This window comes from Streptomyces broussonetiae (genome assembly GCF_009796285.1).
Lineage (GTDB): Bacteria > Actinomycetota > Actinomycetes > Streptomycetales > Streptomycetaceae > Streptomyces > Streptomyces broussonetiae.
The window spans coordinates 4,365,956-4,383,416 of record NZ_CP047020.1 but is presented as its reverse complement, the minus strand read 5'-3'; the positions used below and the strand labels follow the sequence as shown (position 1 = coordinate 4,383,416).

Genomic DNA, 17,461 nt, shown 5'->3' with positions numbered 1-17,461 from the left:
GCCGTGATGACTCCCGGGCCGCACGGCCGCACGGGCCTAGTCCGTCACCGGTGCCCCGATCACGTCGTCCCCGGTGCCCGCCGGCACCGGCACCGCCGCTGCCGCGCCCCCGTCGGTGTTGACCTTCTCGATGATCGCGTCCCGTTCGGGGGTGTCCTCGGGCTTCACGTAGCCGATGACGACGTACAGCACCAGGGAGACGGCCAGCGGGACCGAGACCTGGTACTGGAGCGGTACGCCGCCGGAGACGTTCCAGTTGATGGGGTAGTTGACCAGCCAGAAGGCCAGCAGACCGGCCGCCCAGCTGACGAGCGCCGCCGTGGGACCGGAGCGGCGCAGCGGCCGGAGCAGACCGAGCATCATCGGGATCGCGATCGGACCCATGAGCCCGGCCACCCACTTGATGACGACCGTGATGATGTCCTTGAAGGTGGGGGAGTTGACCTGCGTCGCCACCGTCATGGACAGGCCGAGGAAGACGACCGTCGTCACGCGGGCCGCGACCAGGCCCGAGCGTTCGCCCCACGCCCGCGCCCGGCGTGACAGGACCGGCGCCACGTCCCGGGTGAAGACGGCGGCGATCGCGTTGGCGTCCGAGGAGCACATCGCCATCGTGTGGGAGAAGAAGCCGACGACGACCAGACCCAACAGGCCGTGCGGGAGCAGCTGTTCGGTCATCAGGCCATAGGAGTCGGAGCCGTCCGGCTTCTGCGCGTGCACCAGGAGCGGCGACATCCACATGGGGAAGAAGAGGACGACCGGCCAGACCAGCCACAGGATCGCCGACAGCCGGGCCCCTCGCTCGGCCTCGCGCGCGCTGCCCGTCGCCATGTAGCGCTGGGCCTGGTTGAGCATGCCGCCGTTGTACTCGAAGAGCTTGATGAAGAGGAAGGCCAGGAGGAACACCGTGCCGTAGGGGCCGGCGAGCGCCTTGCCGTGGCCGTGCAGGGCCGGCTGGTTCCACGCGTCGAAGAACCCGATGTGCTTGTCGTTCAGCTTGAGCACCACCGCCACGAACATCGAGACACCGGCCAGCAACTGGATGACGAACTGGCCGAGTTCGGTCAGCGCGTCCGCCCACAGGCCGCCGATCGTGCAGTACACGGCCGTGATCGCGCCGGTGATGAGGATGCCCTGGTTCAGGGTGACCCCGGTGAACACCGACAACAGGGTGGCGATGGCCGCCCACTTGGCGGCCACGTCCACGATCTTGAGCAGCATGCCCGACCAGGCGAGCGCCTGCTGCGTGGAGAGGTTGTAACGGTTCTTCAGGTACTCCAGCGGGGAGGCCACATGGAGCCGGGAGCGCAGCCGGTTGATTCGGGGCGCGAACAGCTTCGACCCGATGGCGATGCCCAGCGCGATGGGGAAGGACCAGGTGATGAAGGAGGTGACGCCGTAGGTGTAGGCGATCCCCGCGTACCCGGTGAACATCACCGCGCTGTAGCCCGACATGTGGTGCGAGATGCCGGACAGCCACCAGGGCATCCGGCCGCCGGCCGTGAAGAAGTCGGAGACGTTGTCCACGCGCTTGTGCGACCAGACGCCGATCGCGACCATCACACCGAAGTAGCCGATGAGTACTGCCCAGTCGAGACTGTTCATGTGCTCGATCGTGGGTGCGGCCACATGAACGCGACAAGCAAGCGTAAGGTCAAGTCACAGTAAAATTGTTCGACTTGATGACTCGCGTTCACTCACGTGAACATCGTAAAGGTGAACGTCGTCAAGGTGTCGGGCGCCTTGCTCACCGCATCAGCTCACCCGCATTGACCAGCAGCGACTGCCCCGTGACGGCCCGAGCCCGGTCCGAGGCGAGGAAGACCGCCGCGTCCGCCACGTCCCCGTCCGTCGCCAGTTCCGGCAGGGCCGTCCGCTCGGTCAGCCGCCCCAGCACCTCCGCCTCCGGCACCCCTTCCGTCTGCGCGGTGAAACGGACGTACGCCTGCACCGGCGGCCCCCACATCCAGCCCGGCAGCACGGTGTTGACCCGGATGCGGGACGGGCCCAGTTCCCGCGCCAGCGAGTACATCGCGCTCGTCAGCGCCCCCTTCGACGCGGCGTACGCCGCCTGCCGCACCTGCGAGGGCGCGGCGACGGCCGACTGCGTCCCGATGATCACGACGGACCCGCCCCCGCCCTCCCGCAGCGCGGGCAGGCAGGCCCGGGTCATCCGCAGCGTGCCGAGCAGGTTCACGTCGATGACCGACTGCCACGTGGTGAAGTCGGCGTCCTCGAGCCCGCCGAAGTACGAGTCCCAGGCGGCCACGTGCACCACCGCGTCGATCCCCCCGAACCGCTCCCGCGCCAGCGCCGCCAGCGCCTCGCACTGTCCCTCGTCGGTGATGTCGGTCGCCCGGTGCGCGGTGCGCGCGCCGCCGGGGTCGATCTCGGCCGCGCTCTTGGCGAGGTTCGCCTCGGTGCGGGCGCCCAGGACGGCGTTACCGCCGTCGCGTACGACGGCCGCGGCGACCTGGTGGCCGAGCCCGGCGCCGACTCCGGAGACGACGACGGTCTTTCCGGTGAGCAGGGACATCCGTACCTCCCGGGCTATGGCGCTTTACCTGACGGAGCGTCAGAGTATGGGCGACCGCAGGAGGACGGAAGGGGAGGGAAGGGGAACCGGATGAGCGAGGAGACCCGCAGCGAGGAGTACGCCGAACTGGCCTCCGTCGGCCCCTACGGCGTCCGTCCCGGCCACGCCCTGATCACCATGGTCGAGCCGCACCCCGGCCACGAGTACGCCTACAACCGCTGGTACGAGGACGACCACTACTACGCCGGCGCGATGGCCATGCCCTGGATGTACGCGGGCCGCCGCTGGGTGGCGACGAGGGACCTGCAACTCCTGCGGTACCCGGAAAAGTCCGCCATCGCCCAGCCCGTCACCGCCGGCTGCTACCTCTCCACCTACTGGATCACCGCCGGCCGCTACGACGACCACATGAAGTGGACCGTCGCCATCAACAAGCGCCTCAACCGCGACGCCCGCGTCCACCACGCCCGCACCCACGTCTTCACGGCCTTCCAGGACCACGAGACGACGGTCTACCGCGACGGCGCGGCCGGCCCGCGCGACTTCCACGCCCTCGACCATCCGTACGCCGGCCTGGTCCTGGAGGTCATCGACGCGGAGTCGGCGGAGCAGCGCACGCAGCTCCTGCACTGGCTGCGCACCCGCGACCTGCCCCGCCGCCTCGCCGGCTCCGAGGCGGCCATGGTCACCGTCTTCCGGCCCACGCCCCTGCCCGGCGACCGCATGACCTACGTCAAGCAGGTCGAGGGAACGGACACCCGGCTGACCCTGCTGTGGTTCCTGGAGAACGACCCGCGGGACTGCTGGCAGGCCCGCTTCACCGGCCGGGACACCGCCATCGCCGCCTCCGGTCTGGGCCGCCTGGAACTGCTGGCCCCGTTCGTCCCGACGGTGCCGGGGACGGACCGGTACGTCGACCGGCTGCGCTGAACCTCAGGGAGTCCTCAGCTCGTCCGGACACGGGGTGCCCCGGGGCAGCTGGTACGGCGCCGCCAGCCGGTAGGTCCCCGCCTTCGGTGCCAGCAGCATCGTCCACTTGTCGCCGTTCTCGTCCTGGGGCGTCTGCATCAGGCACCCGTTGACGTTGTCGTACGACTTGGGTGTGCCGTCGGCCCGGTGCTTGGACGCCTCCGTCTCCTGCGGCGGCTTCACGCTCTTGCCGTGCTCGTCGACGATGCTCAGCCACGGCGAGTACGGGATCCGGATCAGGATCCGCCCGGCCTTGTGCACCTCGAGCGTCATCTCGCCCTGATCGGCGCGGTCCACCACCGCGTTCGGCTCGGCGAGCGGCGTCGAGTCGGTCACCTTGAACAGCTGCCAGTTGGCGTCGCCCCAGATCTGCGTCAGATACGGCATCCCGCGCTGCAGCAGCGTCCGCTCCCGCTCACCGCCGTCCCCGTCCGGGTTGTCCTTGGGCAGCACCACGAAGTGCACGGCCCATCGCTGGAGCCACTCGTGGTAGTTCGCCGAGTTGAGCGTGTCGTCGTAGAAGAGCGGATTGCGCTCCATGTCGGCCTGCCGGTTCCAGCCGCGTGCCAGGTTGACGTACGGCGCGAGCGCGGAGGCCTCGCGGTGCGAACGGGCCGGGACGACCTCGACCCGGCCCTTCTCGGCGCCGACCTTCTGGAGCTGGTTGACCAGCGGCGCCAGCTCCCGCGCCCAGGACGCGGCCGGGGTGGTGTGGATGATGTCGTCGACCGACTTGTAGCCGATCCAGCCCACGAAGCCCAGGAACGCCAGCACGGTCAGGTACCACTTGCGCGACCTGGGCACCGTGAACGGCAGTGCCGCGACCAGTGTCGCGCCCGCGAACAGCATCGGCAGCCGAGAGATGTTCGACCCGATCTGCGAGCTGATCAGCCACACCAGCACCACGCCGACGCTGTAGACGGCCGCGGTCAGCCGGACGGTCACCCACTGCTTGGGCACCAGGAACAGGCACAGCAGGCCGTACAGCAGCGGCATGACCACCGAGCCGAACGTCATCGGCTGGGTGCCGGAGAACGGGAAGAGGAAGTACGAGGCGGCGACCACCACCGTCGGGGCGATGCCCAGCGACCAGGTGCCCGGCCGCCGCTTCTGCAGGAACAGTGCGGCCGCGACCAGGCCCACGAACAGCCCCGAGACCGGCGAGGCCATGGTGGACAGCCCTGCCATCGACGCGGCCACCGTCGCCTTCGCCCAGCGTCTGTGCCGCCACCGGTACGGCCAGCAGAACACGGCCGCGACCGCACCGAGCGCGAACATCGTGCCGAGCCCGAAGGTCACCCGCCCGGACACCGCGTTGGCGATGAACGCGAGGACCCCGGCGAGCGAGGCCCACAGCGGGTTCTTCACCGCCCGGCTGCGGATCAGGACCAGCGTCAGCAGTCCCGCGGAGACGGTCCCGGCGATCATCATCGTCGTACGGACGCCGAGGACGGCCATCAGATACGGCGAGACGACGCTGTAGGACACCGGGTGCATGCCGCCGTACCAGGCGAGGTTGTACGCCGAGTCCGGGTGCCGGCCGACGAACTCCGCCCAGGCGTCCTGCGCCGCGAGATCGCCGCCGCTGTTCGCGAACGTGAAGAACCAGATGATGTGCAGGACGCCGGCGAGCGCCGTGATCGACAGCACGGGGTGCCGGAGCATGCGCCGGCGCAGGGGTTCGGCGGCGATGAGGAGCCGCGCGAGCCTGCCGTTACGACCGCTGCCGCTGCCGGTCGTGGACGGGCGTATTCGCGGGCCGGACCCCGGCCCGGCTTCCGGGGCGGTTCCCGGGCCCGGATCGGCGTCGTCGGCGCGTGTCGGCTCCGCTGTGGCCACCTGAAGGCACTCCCCGTGTCCCGTCTTCTGTTCCCGGCCGTGTCCCTCGGTGTTCCCGGCCGCTTCTCGTCCAGTTCGCCGCCATGTCCCGTGACCGGCGACCTGCCCCGATTCGTGACGCTAGCACGCACCCCGCCGCGGGGCTCCCGGGCGGGGCTCCGTCGACGGGGTGCGCGGGCGGGGTGCGAGGCGGCCCACAGGCGTGGGGCCGCGGTGGTGGGTCAGCCGACGCGGGTCAGCCTGGCGCCGAAACCGGGCTCGGCCAGATCCTTCTGCAGGGCGACCGGGACCTTCACCGCTCCGGCCGATCCGTCACCCACGGTGAGCGTGCCGACGAGGGTGCCGGCCTTCGCGGTGTGCGGGACGGGGTCGGAGGCGAAGGACAGCTTCACCTTCAGACCGGACCAGCCGACCGCGGTGACGTCCTTGGTGACCACGACCGGGGTGCGACCGCCGAGCTGGTCGTCCACATACCCGACGACGTCGCCCTTCGTGAGGATCTTCGCCGAGGTCAGCGCGTTCTGGGCGGCGAGCAGCGCGGTCTTGCTGACCGCGTTGACCGTCTCGATGATCGACGGCTTGTGCTGGCCGAGGATCGCGCCGACGATCGTCACCGTCTGCCCGCCGACCGTCTTGCGGGCGGCGAAGAGCAGATTGCCGCCGGCCGCGGTGGTGCTGCCGGTCTTGATGCCGATCGCGCCGATGAGGTACGGCAGCTCGTTGACGTTGGACCAGTTGCGGCCGGAGGGGTCCGTCCAGCTGGCCGCGCTGGTGATGGCGACCAGGGCGGGGACCTTGACGACCGCGCGGCCGAGCTTGACCTGGTCCTCGGCCGTGGAGACGGTGGACGCCGTCAGGCCCGAGGGGTCGGTGTACGTCGTGTTCGTCATCCCCAGCTCCTTGGCGGTCGCGTTCATCTTCTTGACGAACGCCGCCTCCGAACCCGCGTCCCAGCGCGCCAGCAACCGGGCGATGTTGTTCGCGGAGGGGATCATGACGGCCGACAGGGCCTGCTTCTCGGTGAGGTACTGGCCGGCCTTGACGGTGTTGAGGGTGGACTCGTCGCCGCTCTTGTCGAAGCCGCCCTCCTTCTCCGCCGTGGAGTCGATCTTTATCCTCGGGCCTTCCTGCCCCGGCTTGAGCGGATGGTCCCGGAGGATGATGTACGAGGTCATGGTCTTGGCGACCGAGCCGATGGCCACCGGCGTCTGCTTGCCGAAGCTGCCCATCGTGCCGATGCCGTCGCCGTCCATCCAGCCCTGGCCCTCGCCCGGCCAGGGCAGGTTCACCGCGCCGCCGTCGAAGGTGTAGCTGTCCTTGGCGGTGAGCGAGAGGGCGGGGGACGGCAGCGGGCGCAGCGCCTGTACGACGACGAAGACGATCGCCAGCAACACGACCAGCGGGGTCCAGATCTTGACCCGCCGCACGATCGTGCGGACCGGCGTCTCCGGGGGCGGCGGGGTGTTCGTCAGCTCCGCGAGCAGGTCCAGCGGGGGCTTGGGCGGAAGCGGCTGCTGGGTGGTGCGCTCCGGGCCGACCTGGGGGACGGCGGCGGTGACGTCCGACTTGGGGTCCCTGAGGTCGGGCTTGAGCGCGACGAACTTGCTGGTGCGCTCGGGGTCGGCCTGGTCGGTCTTGCCGGCCTGGTCGGGCTTGGGGGACTCCTGGTCGGTCTTGGGGGACTTGGGGGACTTGGGGGCGCCGCCCAGTTTGAGCATGGTCGTCGGCTGATCGACCTGCGGCTGCCGTACGGCCTTGAAGACAGCGGTCGGCTGATCGACGGCCTCGGCTCCGCCCTTGTCCTCCGCCTCGGCCTTGGGTGCGTCGGCGGGGGCGTCCTCCGCCTCGGCTCCGCTCTTGTCCTCAGCCTCAGCCTCAGCCTCAGCCTCAGCCTCAGCTTCGCCTTCGGCCTTCGCGTGCCCATCCGTGCCGTCCGTGCCGTCCGTGCCGTCCGTGAGGCTCTCGCCGTCGGCTGCGGGAGGCCCCTGCGGGTCGTCCCCGCCGTCGGCGGACTCCCGCTCGTCGGCGTCCGCCGCCGCCTCGGCCACGTCTTCGCCGTCGCCGTCCTCGGCTTCAGCCTCGGAACCCTCGGGCTCTGCGTCGGCCTGCCCGGTGTCGGCGTCCGCCTCGGTGTCGGCGAGGGCATCGGCCTCGGCGTCGGCCAGTTCGGCTTCCGTCTCGGCGTCGGCCTCCCCGGCAGCCTCCGCGTCCGCGTCCGCCGCTATCTCGCTGTCCGACTCCGGCTCCGACTCCGCCTCCGGCTCCGATGCCGACTCCGGCTCCGCGGCACCGTCAACGTCGGCTTCGTCGTCACCGTCGGCCTTCACCTCCGCATCGTCGCGCGGGGCGTCCGCAGCCGCCACGTCGGCCTCGGCGGCCCCGTCCGCGCTGTCGGCGTCGTTCGCGCTCGCAACGGACTCGGCGGCGGTCTTCGCGGGCGTCGGCCGCACCCAGGCCGAGACGGCCTCCCGCAGGGCCGCGTCCTCCGCAGGGGTTTCCTCGTCCCCGGCGTCGGCGGACTCCCGCTTCGCACCGGCCGCGTCCGCGTCGCTCTTCCCGGTCCTCCCGGTCTTCCCGGTCTTCGCGCCGGTCGTCTCGTCGGTCTTCGCGACGTCCCGTACCGTCAGGATCTTCGTCGCCGTGTCCACGCCGCCGCCCTGGGAATCCGAGGAATCCTTTTCCCGGGAGACCGCGAGGCGCGGATCGTGGTCTTCGGGAACCGAATCCCCGCTCCCCGACGTCGCCTTCGCCGACGACTCGCGCTGCTTCGACCTGTCGGGGGACTCGCCCGCCACCGATGCCTCCTCATGCGCCGCACGCCCGTCGGCGCGCCGTGTCCGAACCATGTACCAGTGTCCTGTGTGAGGGCTTGGCCCCTGCGGTAGACGAGAACGACATACCTACCGGTTCCCTCACGAACCGGTCACGCACCCTCGACAGACCAATGTGAGAGGGGTCACCCTGTCATTCATCCACGCGGGGAGGCATGGATGGGCAGGAGCCGCAGAACAATTCCGGAGGAGCTTCTGCTGCTCGCACTGGACCCGACCACGGGTACCACTGCGCAGCCGCAGTCGCTCGACCTCGGTCTGGCCGGAGCACAGCTAGTGGAGCTGGCGCTGGCCGGACGGATAGCCCCAGACGGGGATCGTATCGCCGTGGTGGTGCCACGGCCGACAGGAGATCCGACTCTGGACTGCGCGTTGGAGTTGCTGCGAAGGCGCGGCGCTCCGGTGCGTGCCGTCCATTGGATCGGCGGGCCCCGGCTGGGGCTCCGTCAGACGTATCTCTCGCATCTGGAGCGGTGCGGCATGGTCGCCGCCGTACCGGGTCAGATGTGCGGGGTACTGCCGACGACGCGTTACCAGGCGACGGACACCGCCATCAGCCGGGAGATCCGGTCCCGGCTGGATTCCGCGATCCGCACCGGCGTACCGCCGGACCCGCGGACCGCGGCGCTCGCCGCCCTGGCGCACGCCGTCGGACTCGGCAAGCACCTGTATCCGGGCAACGAGGGACGCTCGTCCCGCTCCCGGCTGCGGGACCTGATCCGGCACGATCCGATGGGCGGGGTCGTCGCGCACGCCGTGATGGACGTGCAGAACGGTGCGGCCGCGCAGCCGCGCCGTGGCCCCACCGCAACCGCCTCGGCCACCGCCACCGGGCGGCAGGGTGCGGCCGGCGCCAGGACCGCTGCGGAACCCGCACGCGGGGTTCCGATGCAGCCGCACCGCGGATCCATGGCGCGCGCCGTCGCCCACTGAGTCGCAACGGGCCGTACGGGCCGTAACTCCGGTCCCCCAGACCCGGTTCGGGAGCCGCTGGTCCGAGCGGGGTGGTGAGATCCTTGTGGTCTCACCGCCCCGCTCGACTGCTTCCGTGGCGGCTTCGGCATCCCCGGAGGTGGCGGACAGTGGCGAACTGACTTGCACGCGCCGCATATCCCTCGTTTCCCAGCGGTAGAAAGCACCTTGGTGGCAGTCTGCTCAACAGCAGATACGGAAAGTGTTAAGCAATAGGCAGGCAGCCGGAGGTGCACGTCCCGTGGCGTCCAATGTCAATCCCACCGTCAGGCGGCGCCGGCTGGGCCAGGAGCTGCGCAGGCTCCGGGAGCTCAAGGGCATGACGGCCGAGGAAGTTGCGGAACGGTTGCTCGTTTCGCAGTCGAAGATCAGTCGGCTGGAGAACGGCCGCAGAAGCATCAGCCAACGCGATGTGCGCGACCTGTGCGGGGTGTACGAGGTCGAGGACCAGCGGATCGTCGACTCGCTGATGGAGATGGCCCGCGACTCGCGGCAGCAGGGGTGGTGGCACACCTTCGGGGACATCCCGTACAGCGTGTACATCGGGCTGGAGACCGACGCCGAGTCGCTGCGGGTGTACGAACCCCAGCTGGTCACCGGTCTGTTGCAGACCCACGCCTATGCGGAGGCCCTCGTCCAGGGTGCCCTGCCGGAGACCTCGCCGGCCGACATCGAGAAGCGCGTCCAGGTGCGCCTGCGCCGACAGGAACGTATCACCGCCGAGGGCAACCCGCTCCGGCTGTGGGTGGTGCTCGACGAGGCGGCGCTGCGCCGGGTCGTCGGCAGCAAGCTGGTGATGCGCGAGCAGCTGGACCATCTGATCGAGATGTCCCAGCTGCCGCATGTCACCGTGCAGGTGCTGCCGTTCGAGGTGGGCGCGCATCCGGGGCTCAACGGCCAGTACGCGATCCTGGAGTTCACCGACGCGGCCGACTCCAGTGTGGTCTACCTGGAGGGCGTCACCAGCGACCTGTACCTGGAGAAGGCGCAGGACGTGCAGAAGTACGCCGTGATGTACGAGCACTTGCGGGCACAGGCCCTCAATGTGGAGCAATCCCGGCAGTACATTGCAGACGTGGCCAAAGAGTACGCGGACTGAGGTCCGGTCACAGAAGGCGCCGGATCGTACACCGTCCGTCCGCTCCAGTGGAAGGCTCGCCTGGAATATGCCATCCGGTCGAGTGAACGACTGCTCCAGCAGAGGCGGTTGCCGGGTAGCGTCGATCACGCCAATCAGTCGAGAAGGTTGGCGCGAACCGCACTACCGCAACTCGCAACAGGAGTGGACATGGCACTGATTCAGGGCGCTTCCGAGACGTGGATGAAGTCCTCCTACTCGGCGGGCAACGGCGCCTGCGTGGAGGTCAGGACGGCCGCCGGCGTCGAGCTGGCCGTCCGCGACTCCAAGGACATCGAGGGCCCCGTCCTGGCTTTCCCCGCCGACGCCTGGAACGTCTTCGTGGACTCGGTCAAGGCCTAGGGGGCTCTCCCTGACCTTCGGCCTCGCCGGTACGGATCGCACCGTCCGTAGAACCCACCGACGAACACAACTTCACAGCACCACCTCCCAAGAGAGCCCTCTCGACCGGTCGCCGTCCTTGCCGAGAGGGCTCGGTGCTGGTCGGCCGGACTAGCTCAGCTGAGCCTCGATCGCCGAGACCACCTCGGCCGACTCGGGCTCGGTCTGCGGCGAGAAACGAGCCACGATCCGGCCGTCCTTGCCGATCAGGAACTTCTCGAAGTTCCAGCGGATGTCCCCGCTGTGCCCCTGGGCGTCGGCAACGCCCACCAGACGCTGGTACAGCGGGTGCCGGTCCGCGCCGTTCACCTCCACCTTCTCGGTGAGCGGGAACGTCACGCCGTACGTCGCCGAGCAGAACTCCGCGATCTCCTCGGCGGTGCCGGGCTCCTGCCCGAGGAACTGGTTGCAGGGCACGCCGAGCACGGTGAACCCCTGCCCGGCGAAGCGCTCCTGGAGCTTCTCCAGGCCCGAGTACTGCGGGGTCAGACCGCACTTGGAGGCCACGTTCACGATGAGCACGGCGGTGCCCTCGTACTGCGGCAGGTTGGCGGAGCCGCCGGCGAGGGCCCCGATCTCGACATTCAGTACGTCAGTCATGAGCGGATGCTACGTGCTGCCCCTCGGGGCCCTCCCGACCGGCCGCCTGCACCAGGACGTCCCCCGCCGCCGTCCGCCCGTACAGCACCGAGCGCCCCGCCCGCCACCGTGCCACCAGCCCCGCCTCCCGCAGCACCTTCAGATGGCGGCCCACCGAGCCCAGGCCCTGTCCGGTCACGGCGGTCAGCTGGGTGGTGCTCATGGGGGAGCGGAGGAGGACCAGGGCGGTGGCGCGGGCCGGGCCGAGGAGGCCGCTCAGGGCGGCCGGGACGGATCGGGCACCGGTGTCGGCGAGCACCCCGGTACACGGGTAGACCGCCGCGTACCGCACCCCGTCCTCCCAGGCCACCCACCCCGTGCGCTGCACGGTCACCGGCACGAAGAGCAGTTCGGCACCGGAGATCTCGCGGGGCGGATACTCGTGCAGGTTGATCTGCAGCCGGTTCCCGCCGAGCCAGCGCGTCCGCCCCGGCCGCAGAGCGTCCAGGACGCTCACCCAGCCGCCCTGGCTGACCTGCGCCGTCCGCGCGACCACATCCGCCTCCAGCACCCGCCGGCGCCGCTCCCAGTACGGTCGTACGGTCTCCTCCCACACCCACTCCAGCAGGACGGCCGCCCGCTCGGGCAGGTCGTCCCGGTCCAGCCCGGCCGGGAGCGGCCCGGCGACGGCGGTGCGCAGATGGCCGCGGGCCGCGTCGGGCGCCGTCGAGCGGACCCGGGCGACCTCGTCGGCGAACGACTCCGCGCCACGCGGGACGGGGGTCAGGAAGTCGGCGATCCACGCCTTGCGCTCGGCCTCGCCCGCCCGGGGGGACCACCCCCACAGCCCGAGCCCGGCCCGCACCAGCGGCCCGGCCACCGGATCCGCCGCCAGCCGCGCCCGGTAGCCGGGCAGATGGCGGCTCAGCCACGCGTGCTCACCGGGATGCGCCCCGGCACCGGCGTGCAGCAGCTTCAGCGACGCGAAGGTCTCGGCGAGCGGCGAGATCACGAACCGGCTGCGGGCCAGGGTGTCCGCGTTGAGCTGCCACCACCCCACGAGAACCCCCCTCATCGCCGTCGTACGACCGTCCCGCCCGGCCCCCCGACCTTTCGCGGGACGGCGAAACAATAACGGCCCCGCGGCGGACCGCCCGAGACTCACGGACATGACCGGCTACCGATCCCTGTTCCGCACCCCGGAGTTCACCCCGCTCTTCCTCGGCTCGGCCGCGCAGACCGCCGCGCAGACCGTCGGCGGGCTGGCCCTGGGCACGCTCGTGTACCGGGCCACCGGCTCCCCGCTGCTGTCGGCGGTGAGCATGTTCGGCCCGTCGCTCGCCCAGGTGCTGGGCGCGAGCGTCCTGCTGTCCGGCGCGGACCGGCTGCCGCCGCGTACGGCCCTGTCCGCGATCGCACTGGTCTTCGCGGCCGGCACGGCGGTGCAGGCGCTGCCCGGTCTGCCGGTCGGCGCCCTCTTCGCGGTCGTCCTCGCCCTGGGGCTCGTGGCCTCCCTCGGCGGCGGGGTCCGCTGGGGCCTGCTCAACGAGATCCTGGCCGGGGAGGGTGCCGTCAAGAACGCCTACCTGCCCGGGCGTTCGCTGTTCAACATGATGAGCGGGCTGATGCAGATCGCCGGTTTCGCCACGGGCGGCGCTCTGCTCGGCACGTTCTCCCCACGGGTCTGTCTGCTGCTGTCGGCGGCCCTGTACCTGGCGGCGGCGCTGGTGCTGCGCCTCGCCCTGACCGCCCGCCCGCCGCGCACGTCGGGCCGTCCCTCCGCGTCGGCGACCTGGCACGGCAACGCCCTGCTGTGGTCGTCCCGCGCGCGTCGGCTCACCTATCTGGGCCTGTGGCTGCCGAACGGCCTGGTGGTCGGCTGCGAGTCGCTGTACGTCTCGTACGCCCCGCACGCGGCCGGCACCCTGTTCGCCTGCGGAGCGCTCGGTATGTTCGCCGGGGACGTGACGGTCGGCCGCCTGCTGCCGGGCGCGGTACGACGCCGGCTGGCGACCCCGCTGCTGCTGTTGCTGGCGGCGCCGTACCTGGCGTTCGCGGCGCACCCGCCGCTGCCGGTGGCGATGGCGTGCGTGACGGTCGCGTCGGTCGGCTTCGGTGCGAGTCTGGTCCAGCAGGAACGGCTGATGGAGCTGACGCCGGGCGAACTCGCCGGCCAGGCGCTGGGGTTGCACTCGGCGGGCATGCTGACCCTGCAGGGCGTGAGCGCGGCGCTGGCCGGGACGGTGGCCCAGGTCACCTCGCCCGCCGCCGGGATGGCGGCGATGGCGGCGGGCTCGGTACTGGTGACACTGGTGCTGGTTACGGCCGCCCGTCGCTCTCCGGAGCCGAAGCCGGAGCCGGAGCCGAAGCCGCGGCTTGCTGCGTCGTCTGAGCCGTCTGAGCCGTCTGCGTCTGAGGCGGCTGAGGCGTGTTGAGGTGGAGATCGGCGTCGATCTTCTGCACGGCCCGGTCGAAGTAGCGCAGCAGCTCGACGGGGAACGGCATCACGAGGGTGGAGTTCTTCTCGGCGGCCACCTCGACGACGGTCTGGAGGAGCCGCAGCTGCATGGCCTCCGGCGTGTCGGACATGATCCGGGAGGCGTTGGCGAGCTGCTGCGCGGCCTGGAACTCACCGTCGGCGGTGATGACCCGGGCCCGCCGCTCCCGCTCGGCCTCGGCCTGCCGCGACATGGACCGCTTCAGCGACTCGGGCAGCTGGACGTCCTTGATCTCGACGCGGTCGATGTGGATGCCCCACCCGGCGGCCGGGCTGTCGATCATCAGGGCCAGTCCCTCGTGCAGCCGCTCCCGGTCGCTCAGCAGGTCGTCCAGGTCGCTCTTGCCGATGATGGAGCGCAGGGAGGACTGGGCGACCTGCCCGACCGCGAAGACGTAGTCCTGCACCTCGATGGCGGCGCGCACCGGGTCGATCACCCGGAAGTAGACGACCGCGTCGACCTTCACCGACACGTTGTCCTTGGTGATGCCCTCCTGGGTGGGCACGGGCATGGTCACGATCTGCACGTTCACCTTGCGCATCCGGTCGGCGAACGGGATGAGGAACGTGATGCCCGGCTGCCGATGGCCCGGCAACGCCTTCCCCCAGCGGAACACCACCCCGCGCTCCACCTGGTTGACGACGCGCATCCCGCTCTTCAGCACGAGCAGCGCCAGCAAAGCCACCACGACGACCGCTACCACGGTGCCTTCCATGGCAGTCCCTTTCTCGCATCCGGCACGGACACCGGCAAGGACACCCCGGACGCCCCCACGGATCCGGTCTCAGCGTCATGACTGCGTCAAAATTCCCGGCTGCCGTGCGCCCCGGCGTCCCGCGCCGACGGCAGTCGTCGGCACCGTCGGCACCCGACGACACGCGTGTCCGGTCGCGGAGCCGTGGCCGGTGAGGCAGCATAAACGTGATGATCAAGACATGTCCGGTCGAAAGCAAAGGAAGCGATGCCATGGGTGGTGGCGTGTCCCGGGTCGGACGACGGCGACGGCACCGCGGCGCGGGTGGCGTGGCGGCGGCCGTTCTGGCTGCTGCGGGAGGCCTGGCGCTCGTGGCGTGCGGCGGCGGCAGCGGCAACACGAGCGGCGGGAGTACGTCGTTCAGTCCGCGCCCCTCGCCGCCCGTCACGGCGTCGTTCTCGGGTACCCCGCCCTCCGCGCTGGCCTCGGCTGCCTCCTCCGCCGTGGCGTCGGCCCGGGCGTCGGCCTCCGCCGCGTCCTCCTCGGCCTCGGCCAGGGCCTCGGAGTTCGAGGCGTCGGTGTCGGCCGAGACCGAACGGGCGAACGCGGCGGCCCGCAAGAAACTGGAGAAGGCGCAGGGGCGCGGCAACGCGGTGTCCGACGTCTCGCTCACCGGCATGCCCCGGTCCGAGACGGAGGGCCTGCTCGCCCTGCACGTCAACATCCGCAACGCGACCGCGGGCAAGGCGTCCTTCGCCGTCCAGGTCGACTTCCGAGACTCCGGCGGGAAGGTCGTGGAGACCCGCTACGTCGGCGCGACCGGCGTCCGGCCCGGCGAGACGGTGCATCCAATCGTCATCAGCCATGAACCGCCCGAGCCCAAGCTGAACGCCGTGGTGGCGAAGGCGCAGCGGTACTGAACGGCGGTGTTGACAACGCCAACCCCCTGCCCCGCAAGGCCGGTGAGGGGGTCACCACTCGTCGTGGTCCCTGACCACCCGGAAGCTGCCCACGACACCGTCGTCACCGAATCCGAATCCGAACCCGAGCCCGGACCCGGACCCGAACACGCCCGCGTGCTCGGTACGGGTCACCGTGCCGTAGGTGTCGGCGTGGGGACCCACGGTGGTGACCGGAGAGCCGTCGTCACAGTTGAAGCCCCGGAAGACCTCGATGGTCCGCCGGCTGTCGTTGACCACACTGAAGCTGCTGGAGCCGGTCGTGGTGATGCAGCCCTCGGCAAAGGGTGAGTAGGTGCGTTCGTTGAAGTAGATCCGGCCGCCGTCCCCGTGGCCGCGGCCCCGTCCACCACCGTCGCGGCCCTCACCTCGCTCCCCGCCCTCGCCCCTGCTCCCCAGGGGAGCCGTGGCAGGAGCGGGCCGTCGCGCAGGCTGGGCCGCCCGGTGGACGGGCTGGGCCGCCCGGTGGGCTGGCTTGGCCGGCTGGGCGGATCCGACGGTCGAGGCGTAGGCGATGCCGGCGGCCACAAGGGCGGTCGCGCCCACTCCGGCGCCGACCACGGCAAAAGTACGCGGGCGCATGTCACTTCCCTCTGTCTCACGGACGTCGGTCGGCCGACCGATCTGCGACGAACGTATCGACAGCTCCCGTAACCGGCATTTCGGGCGTATCTCTGGTGTGACGTTGTGGGTCCGATCGGGTACTGCGTGCGACCTGGAACGGTAGAGGGGGGAGCGCAGCTTTGCGGCGACGAGGTCGTTTGCACCGAGGACGAGGACCTGTTGCAGCGTGTGGCCCGGATCGGGGGACCGGCCGGCGTGCGCAAGGCCGTCGACTGTGTCGCGGGCCGCGTAGGTGCCCAGGTGTCCCGGGCACTGGTTCCTGGAGGAGAGGCCGTGGTCTACGGCGCGCTCTCCACCCACCGGCAGACCGACCCGGCGGCGCTGACGATTCCGCTGTCGGCGCGCTCGGTCGTCTACGAGACCAAAGTGGTCCGGGGCTTCTGGCTGAACCGCTGGTTCGGCACTGCCTCACCCGCGGAAGTGCTGGGCGTGCTGTCCGAGGTTCGCAGCCTCGTCGCCGATGAAGTGCTGAGCATCCCCCGAGGCCGGCCGTTCCCGCTCGAACGCTTCACCGAAGCCATCTCGTTCGCCGAGACACCCGCTCATGGCGCCGAACCCCTCTTCGTCTTCGAAGAGGGCCGGAACGATCCGTAGCTCTGCGGAGATCGGCGAGGGGGGCGGCCATCGCGATCGGACGGGGGACGGCCTCGGATCCCGCCTCAGCGACCGTGAACGGGGCCGAACGAGACGGAGACTGGGACGGCCGCACCCCTCACCGCAGCACCTGGGACCGCCCGCGGGCAGCTCTCGAAACTGCCGCTAGGCAGCCTTGGGCCGAGTCGCACGCGTGCCCGGGGCGGGCTCCGGTGCATCCTCGGACCAGAAGATCTCGTCCTCTCCGAAGTCCGGGGCCTGGAAGGGGTGTGTCGTCGGAGGCGGCGATACGGCAGTGGAACGGCGGGACTGCCCTTCCAGGGCGGAGAACAGCGACGTCGGGTCGATGGGAGGTCTGCCTTTCGTTACGGGTCCCTGATGGGGCCCGGAGTGCCGAGGCCCTACAGCTTGGTCATTTTGGCGTACGGGCTCAGGATCCGCATTTGCTCCGAGCCGAAATCCACGAGCGTCGCGATTCCGTCCTCGATGCCGACCACCCGGCCGAGGCCGTACACGTCATGCGTGACCTGATCACCCAAGGCGAAGTGCTTGGGAGCCGGCGTGACCGGGGCCTTGAAGGGGCTGGTGGGCAGATGACGCTTGGGTGCCGCGGGCTTTGTCATGCCTCAGTATGCGCCCTCGTGCACCCTGCTCGCTGTGGCCGTCGGCACAGATCGGGACGGAAAGGCCCGCGTCACGCCACTGACCTGGTACTTCGAGACCAGAACCGTGCCTGCCGGCAGCTTCCCCGGACCTCGGCCGGGGAAGCTCAGGTGATCTGGGGACGGTCGCGACGCCGCCCTGTGCCGGAGCGCTGCCGACGGCAGGCCGCCGTTCCCTGCTGTTC

At 70.6% G+C, this 17,461-nt stretch carries 16 protein-coding genes; 7 read left to right on the top strand and 9 right to left on the bottom strand.

The features are described from left to right. Positions 1 to 36: 36 nt before the first annotated feature. Together GQF42_RS20225 and GQF42_RS20220 are read right to left on the bottom strand one after the other, a co-directional pair. Positions 37 to 1,605 carry a sodium:solute symporter family protein gene (locus GQF42_RS20225; protein ID WP_158921881.1) on the bottom strand — a complete coding sequence of 523 codons (1,569 nt, stop codon included), beginning with the start codon at positions 1,603 to 1,605 and terminating at the stop codon, positions 37 to 39. Positions 1,606 to 1,747: 142 nt separating this feature from the next. Beyond that, on the bottom strand, positions 1,748 to 2,536 hold the full coding sequence (locus GQF42_RS20220; RefSeq protein WP_158921879.1) for an SDR family oxidoreductase: 789 nt from the start codon (positions 2,534 to 2,536) through the stop codon (positions 1,748 to 1,750). 90 nt (positions 2,537 to 2,626) lie between these two features. Here GQF42_RS20220 and GQF42_RS20215 point away from each other — a divergent pair, with 90 nt between their 5' ends. Beyond that, positions 2,627 to 3,466 (top strand): hypothetical protein, encoded by an 840-nt coding sequence (locus GQF42_RS20215; RefSeq protein ID WP_158921877.1) that lies wholly within the window; start codon positions 2,627 to 2,629, stop codon positions 3,464 to 3,466. A gap of 3 nt (positions 3,467 to 3,469) precedes the next feature. On the opposite strand, the gene GQF42_RS20210 is transcribed toward GQF42_RS20215, so the two are convergent. Both GQF42_RS20210 and GQF42_RS20205 read right to left on the bottom strand, forming a co-directional pair. Then, positions 3,470 to 5,344 (bottom strand): MFS transporter, encoded by a 1,875-nt coding sequence (locus tag GQF42_RS20210; RefSeq protein ID WP_199272733.1) that lies wholly within the window; start codon positions 5,342 to 5,344, stop codon positions 3,470 to 3,472. Between the two features lie 221 nt (positions 5,345 to 5,565). Beyond that, positions 5,566 to 8,139, bottom strand: coding sequence for a D-alanyl-D-alanine carboxypeptidase family protein (locus tag GQF42_RS20205; protein WP_233273396.1), 2,574 nt, complete (start codon positions 8,137 to 8,139; stop codon positions 5,566 to 5,568). Positions 8,140 to 8,334: 195 nt separating this feature from the next. Between GQF42_RS20205 and GQF42_RS20200 the strand changes: the two genes are divergently transcribed. From GQF42_RS20200 to GQF42_RS20190, 3 genes are all read left to right on the top strand, one after another. Then, complete coding sequence (locus GQF42_RS20200) at positions 8,335 to 9,108, top strand: GOLPH3/VPS74 family protein (RefSeq protein WP_158921873.1); 774 nt, start codon at positions 8,335 to 8,337, stop codon at positions 9,106 to 9,108. A gap of 280 nt (positions 9,109 to 9,388) precedes the next feature. After that, positions 9,389 to 10,246, top strand: a complete 858-nt coding sequence (locus GQF42_RS20195) for a helix-turn-helix domain-containing protein (RefSeq protein ID WP_158921872.1) — start codon at positions 9,389 to 9,391, stop codon at positions 10,244 to 10,246. Positions 10,247 to 10,435: 189 nt separating this feature from the next. Next, positions 10,436 to 10,627 (top strand): DUF397 domain-containing protein, encoded by a 192-nt coding sequence (locus GQF42_RS20190; protein WP_158921870.1) that lies wholly within the window; start codon positions 10,436 to 10,438, stop codon positions 10,625 to 10,627. Between the two features lie 150 nt (positions 10,628 to 10,777). Here GQF42_RS20190 and GQF42_RS20185 read toward each other — a convergent pair whose 3' ends face one another. Beyond that, positions 10,778 to 11,266, bottom strand: coding sequence for a glutathione peroxidase (locus tag GQF42_RS20185; RefSeq protein WP_158921868.1), 489 nt, complete (start codon positions 11,264 to 11,266; stop codon positions 10,778 to 10,780). Next, positions 11,259 to 12,305, bottom strand: coding sequence for an ArsR/SmtB family transcription factor (locus tag GQF42_RS20180; RefSeq protein WP_158921866.1), 1,047 nt, complete (start codon positions 12,303 to 12,305; stop codon positions 11,259 to 11,261). The genes GQF42_RS20185 and GQF42_RS20180 overlap by 8 nt, the downstream gene beginning before the upstream one ends. 109 nt (positions 12,306 to 12,414) lie before the next feature. Between GQF42_RS20180 and GQF42_RS20175 the strand changes: the two genes are divergently transcribed. Continuing rightward, a complete protein-coding gene (locus tag GQF42_RS20175) occupies positions 12,415 to 13,680 on the top strand; it encodes an MFS transporter (RefSeq protein ID WP_158921864.1) in 1,266 nt (421 codons plus the stop codon). Here the strand turns inward: GQF42_RS20175 and GQF42_RS20170 are convergent. Beyond that, complete coding sequence (locus tag GQF42_RS20170) at positions 13,565 to 14,458, bottom strand: slipin family protein (protein WP_158921862.1); 894 nt, start codon at positions 14,456 to 14,458, stop codon at positions 13,565 to 13,567. The genes GQF42_RS20175 and GQF42_RS20170 overlap by 116 nt on opposite strands. A 251-nt stretch (positions 14,459 to 14,709) precedes the next feature. Here GQF42_RS20170 and GQF42_RS20165 point away from each other — a divergent pair, with 251 nt between their 5' ends. After that, the gene (locus GQF42_RS20165; protein ID WP_158921860.1) at positions 14,710 to 15,357 is read left to right on the top strand and encodes a hypothetical protein; all 648 of its coding nucleotides are present in this window, start codon (positions 14,710 to 14,712) and stop codon (positions 15,355 to 15,357) included. 51 nt (positions 15,358 to 15,408) lie between these two features. Here the strand turns inward: GQF42_RS20165 and GQF42_RS20160 are convergent, their stop codons facing one another. Continuing rightward, the gene (locus GQF42_RS20160; protein ID WP_158921858.1) at positions 15,409 to 15,978 is read right to left on the bottom strand and encodes a hypothetical protein; all 570 of its coding nucleotides are present in this window, start codon (positions 15,976 to 15,978) and stop codon (positions 15,409 to 15,411) included. A 315-nt stretch (positions 15,979 to 16,293) separates the two neighbouring features. Between GQF42_RS20160 and GQF42_RS47270 the strand changes: the two genes are divergently transcribed. Next, positions 16,294 to 16,614, top strand: coding sequence for an MDR/zinc-dependent alcohol dehydrogenase-like family protein (locus GQF42_RS47270; RefSeq protein ID WP_325100336.1), 321 nt, complete (start codon positions 16,294 to 16,296; stop codon positions 16,612 to 16,614). Positions 16,615 to 17,015: 401 nt separating this feature from the next. Here the strand turns inward: GQF42_RS47270 and GQF42_RS20150 are convergent, their stop codons facing one another. Then, positions 17,016 to 17,237 (bottom strand): hypothetical protein, encoded by a 222-nt coding sequence (locus GQF42_RS20150; RefSeq protein ID WP_158921854.1) that lies wholly within the window; start codon positions 17,235 to 17,237, stop codon positions 17,016 to 17,018. Between the last annotated feature and the right edge of the window lie 224 nt (positions 17,238 to 17,461).

Excerpts from the sequence above, each read along its gene's own strand:
- GQF42_RS20225 (WP_158921881.1), bottom strand. The coding sequence starts at position 1,605 with ATGAACAGTCTCGACTGGGCAGTACTCATCGGCTACTTCGGTGTGATG.
- GQF42_RS20220 (WP_158921879.1), bottom strand. The coding sequence starts at position 2,536 with ATGTCCCTGCTCACCGGAAAGACCGTCGTCGTCTCCGGAGTCGGCGCC.
- GQF42_RS20215 (WP_158921877.1), top strand. The coding sequence starts at position 2,627 with ATGAGCGAGGAGACCCGCAGCGAGGAGTACGCCGAACTGGCCTCCGTC.
- GQF42_RS20200 (WP_158921873.1), top strand. The coding sequence starts at position 8,335 with ATGGGCAGGAGCCGCAGAACAATTCCGGAGGAGCTTCTGCTGCTCGCA.
- GQF42_RS20190 (WP_158921870.1), top strand. The coding sequence starts at position 10,436 with ATGGCACTGATTCAGGGCGCTTCCGAGACGTGGATGAAGTCCTCCTAC.
- GQF42_RS20185 (WP_158921868.1), bottom strand. The coding sequence starts at position 11,266 with ATGACTGACGTACTGAATGTCGAGATCGGGGCCCTCGCCGGCGGCTCC.
- GQF42_RS20175 (WP_158921864.1), top strand. The coding sequence starts at position 12,415 with ATGACCGGCTACCGATCCCTGTTCCGCACCCCGGAGTTCACCCCGCTC.
- GQF42_RS20170 (WP_158921862.1), bottom strand. The coding sequence starts at position 14,458 with ATGGAAGGCACCGTGGTAGCGGTCGTCGTGGTGGCTTTGCTGGCGCTG.
- GQF42_RS20165 (WP_158921860.1), top strand. The coding sequence starts at position 14,710 with ATGGGTGGTGGCGTGTCCCGGGTCGGACGACGGCGACGGCACCGCGGC.
- GQF42_RS20160 (WP_158921858.1), bottom strand. The coding sequence starts at position 15,978 with ATGCGCCCGCGTACTTTTGCCGTGGTCGGCGCCGGAGTGGGCGCGACC.
- GQF42_RS20150 (WP_158921854.1), bottom strand. The coding sequence starts at position 17,237 with ATGACAAAGCCCGCGGCACCCAAGCGTCATCTGCCCACCAGCCCCTTC.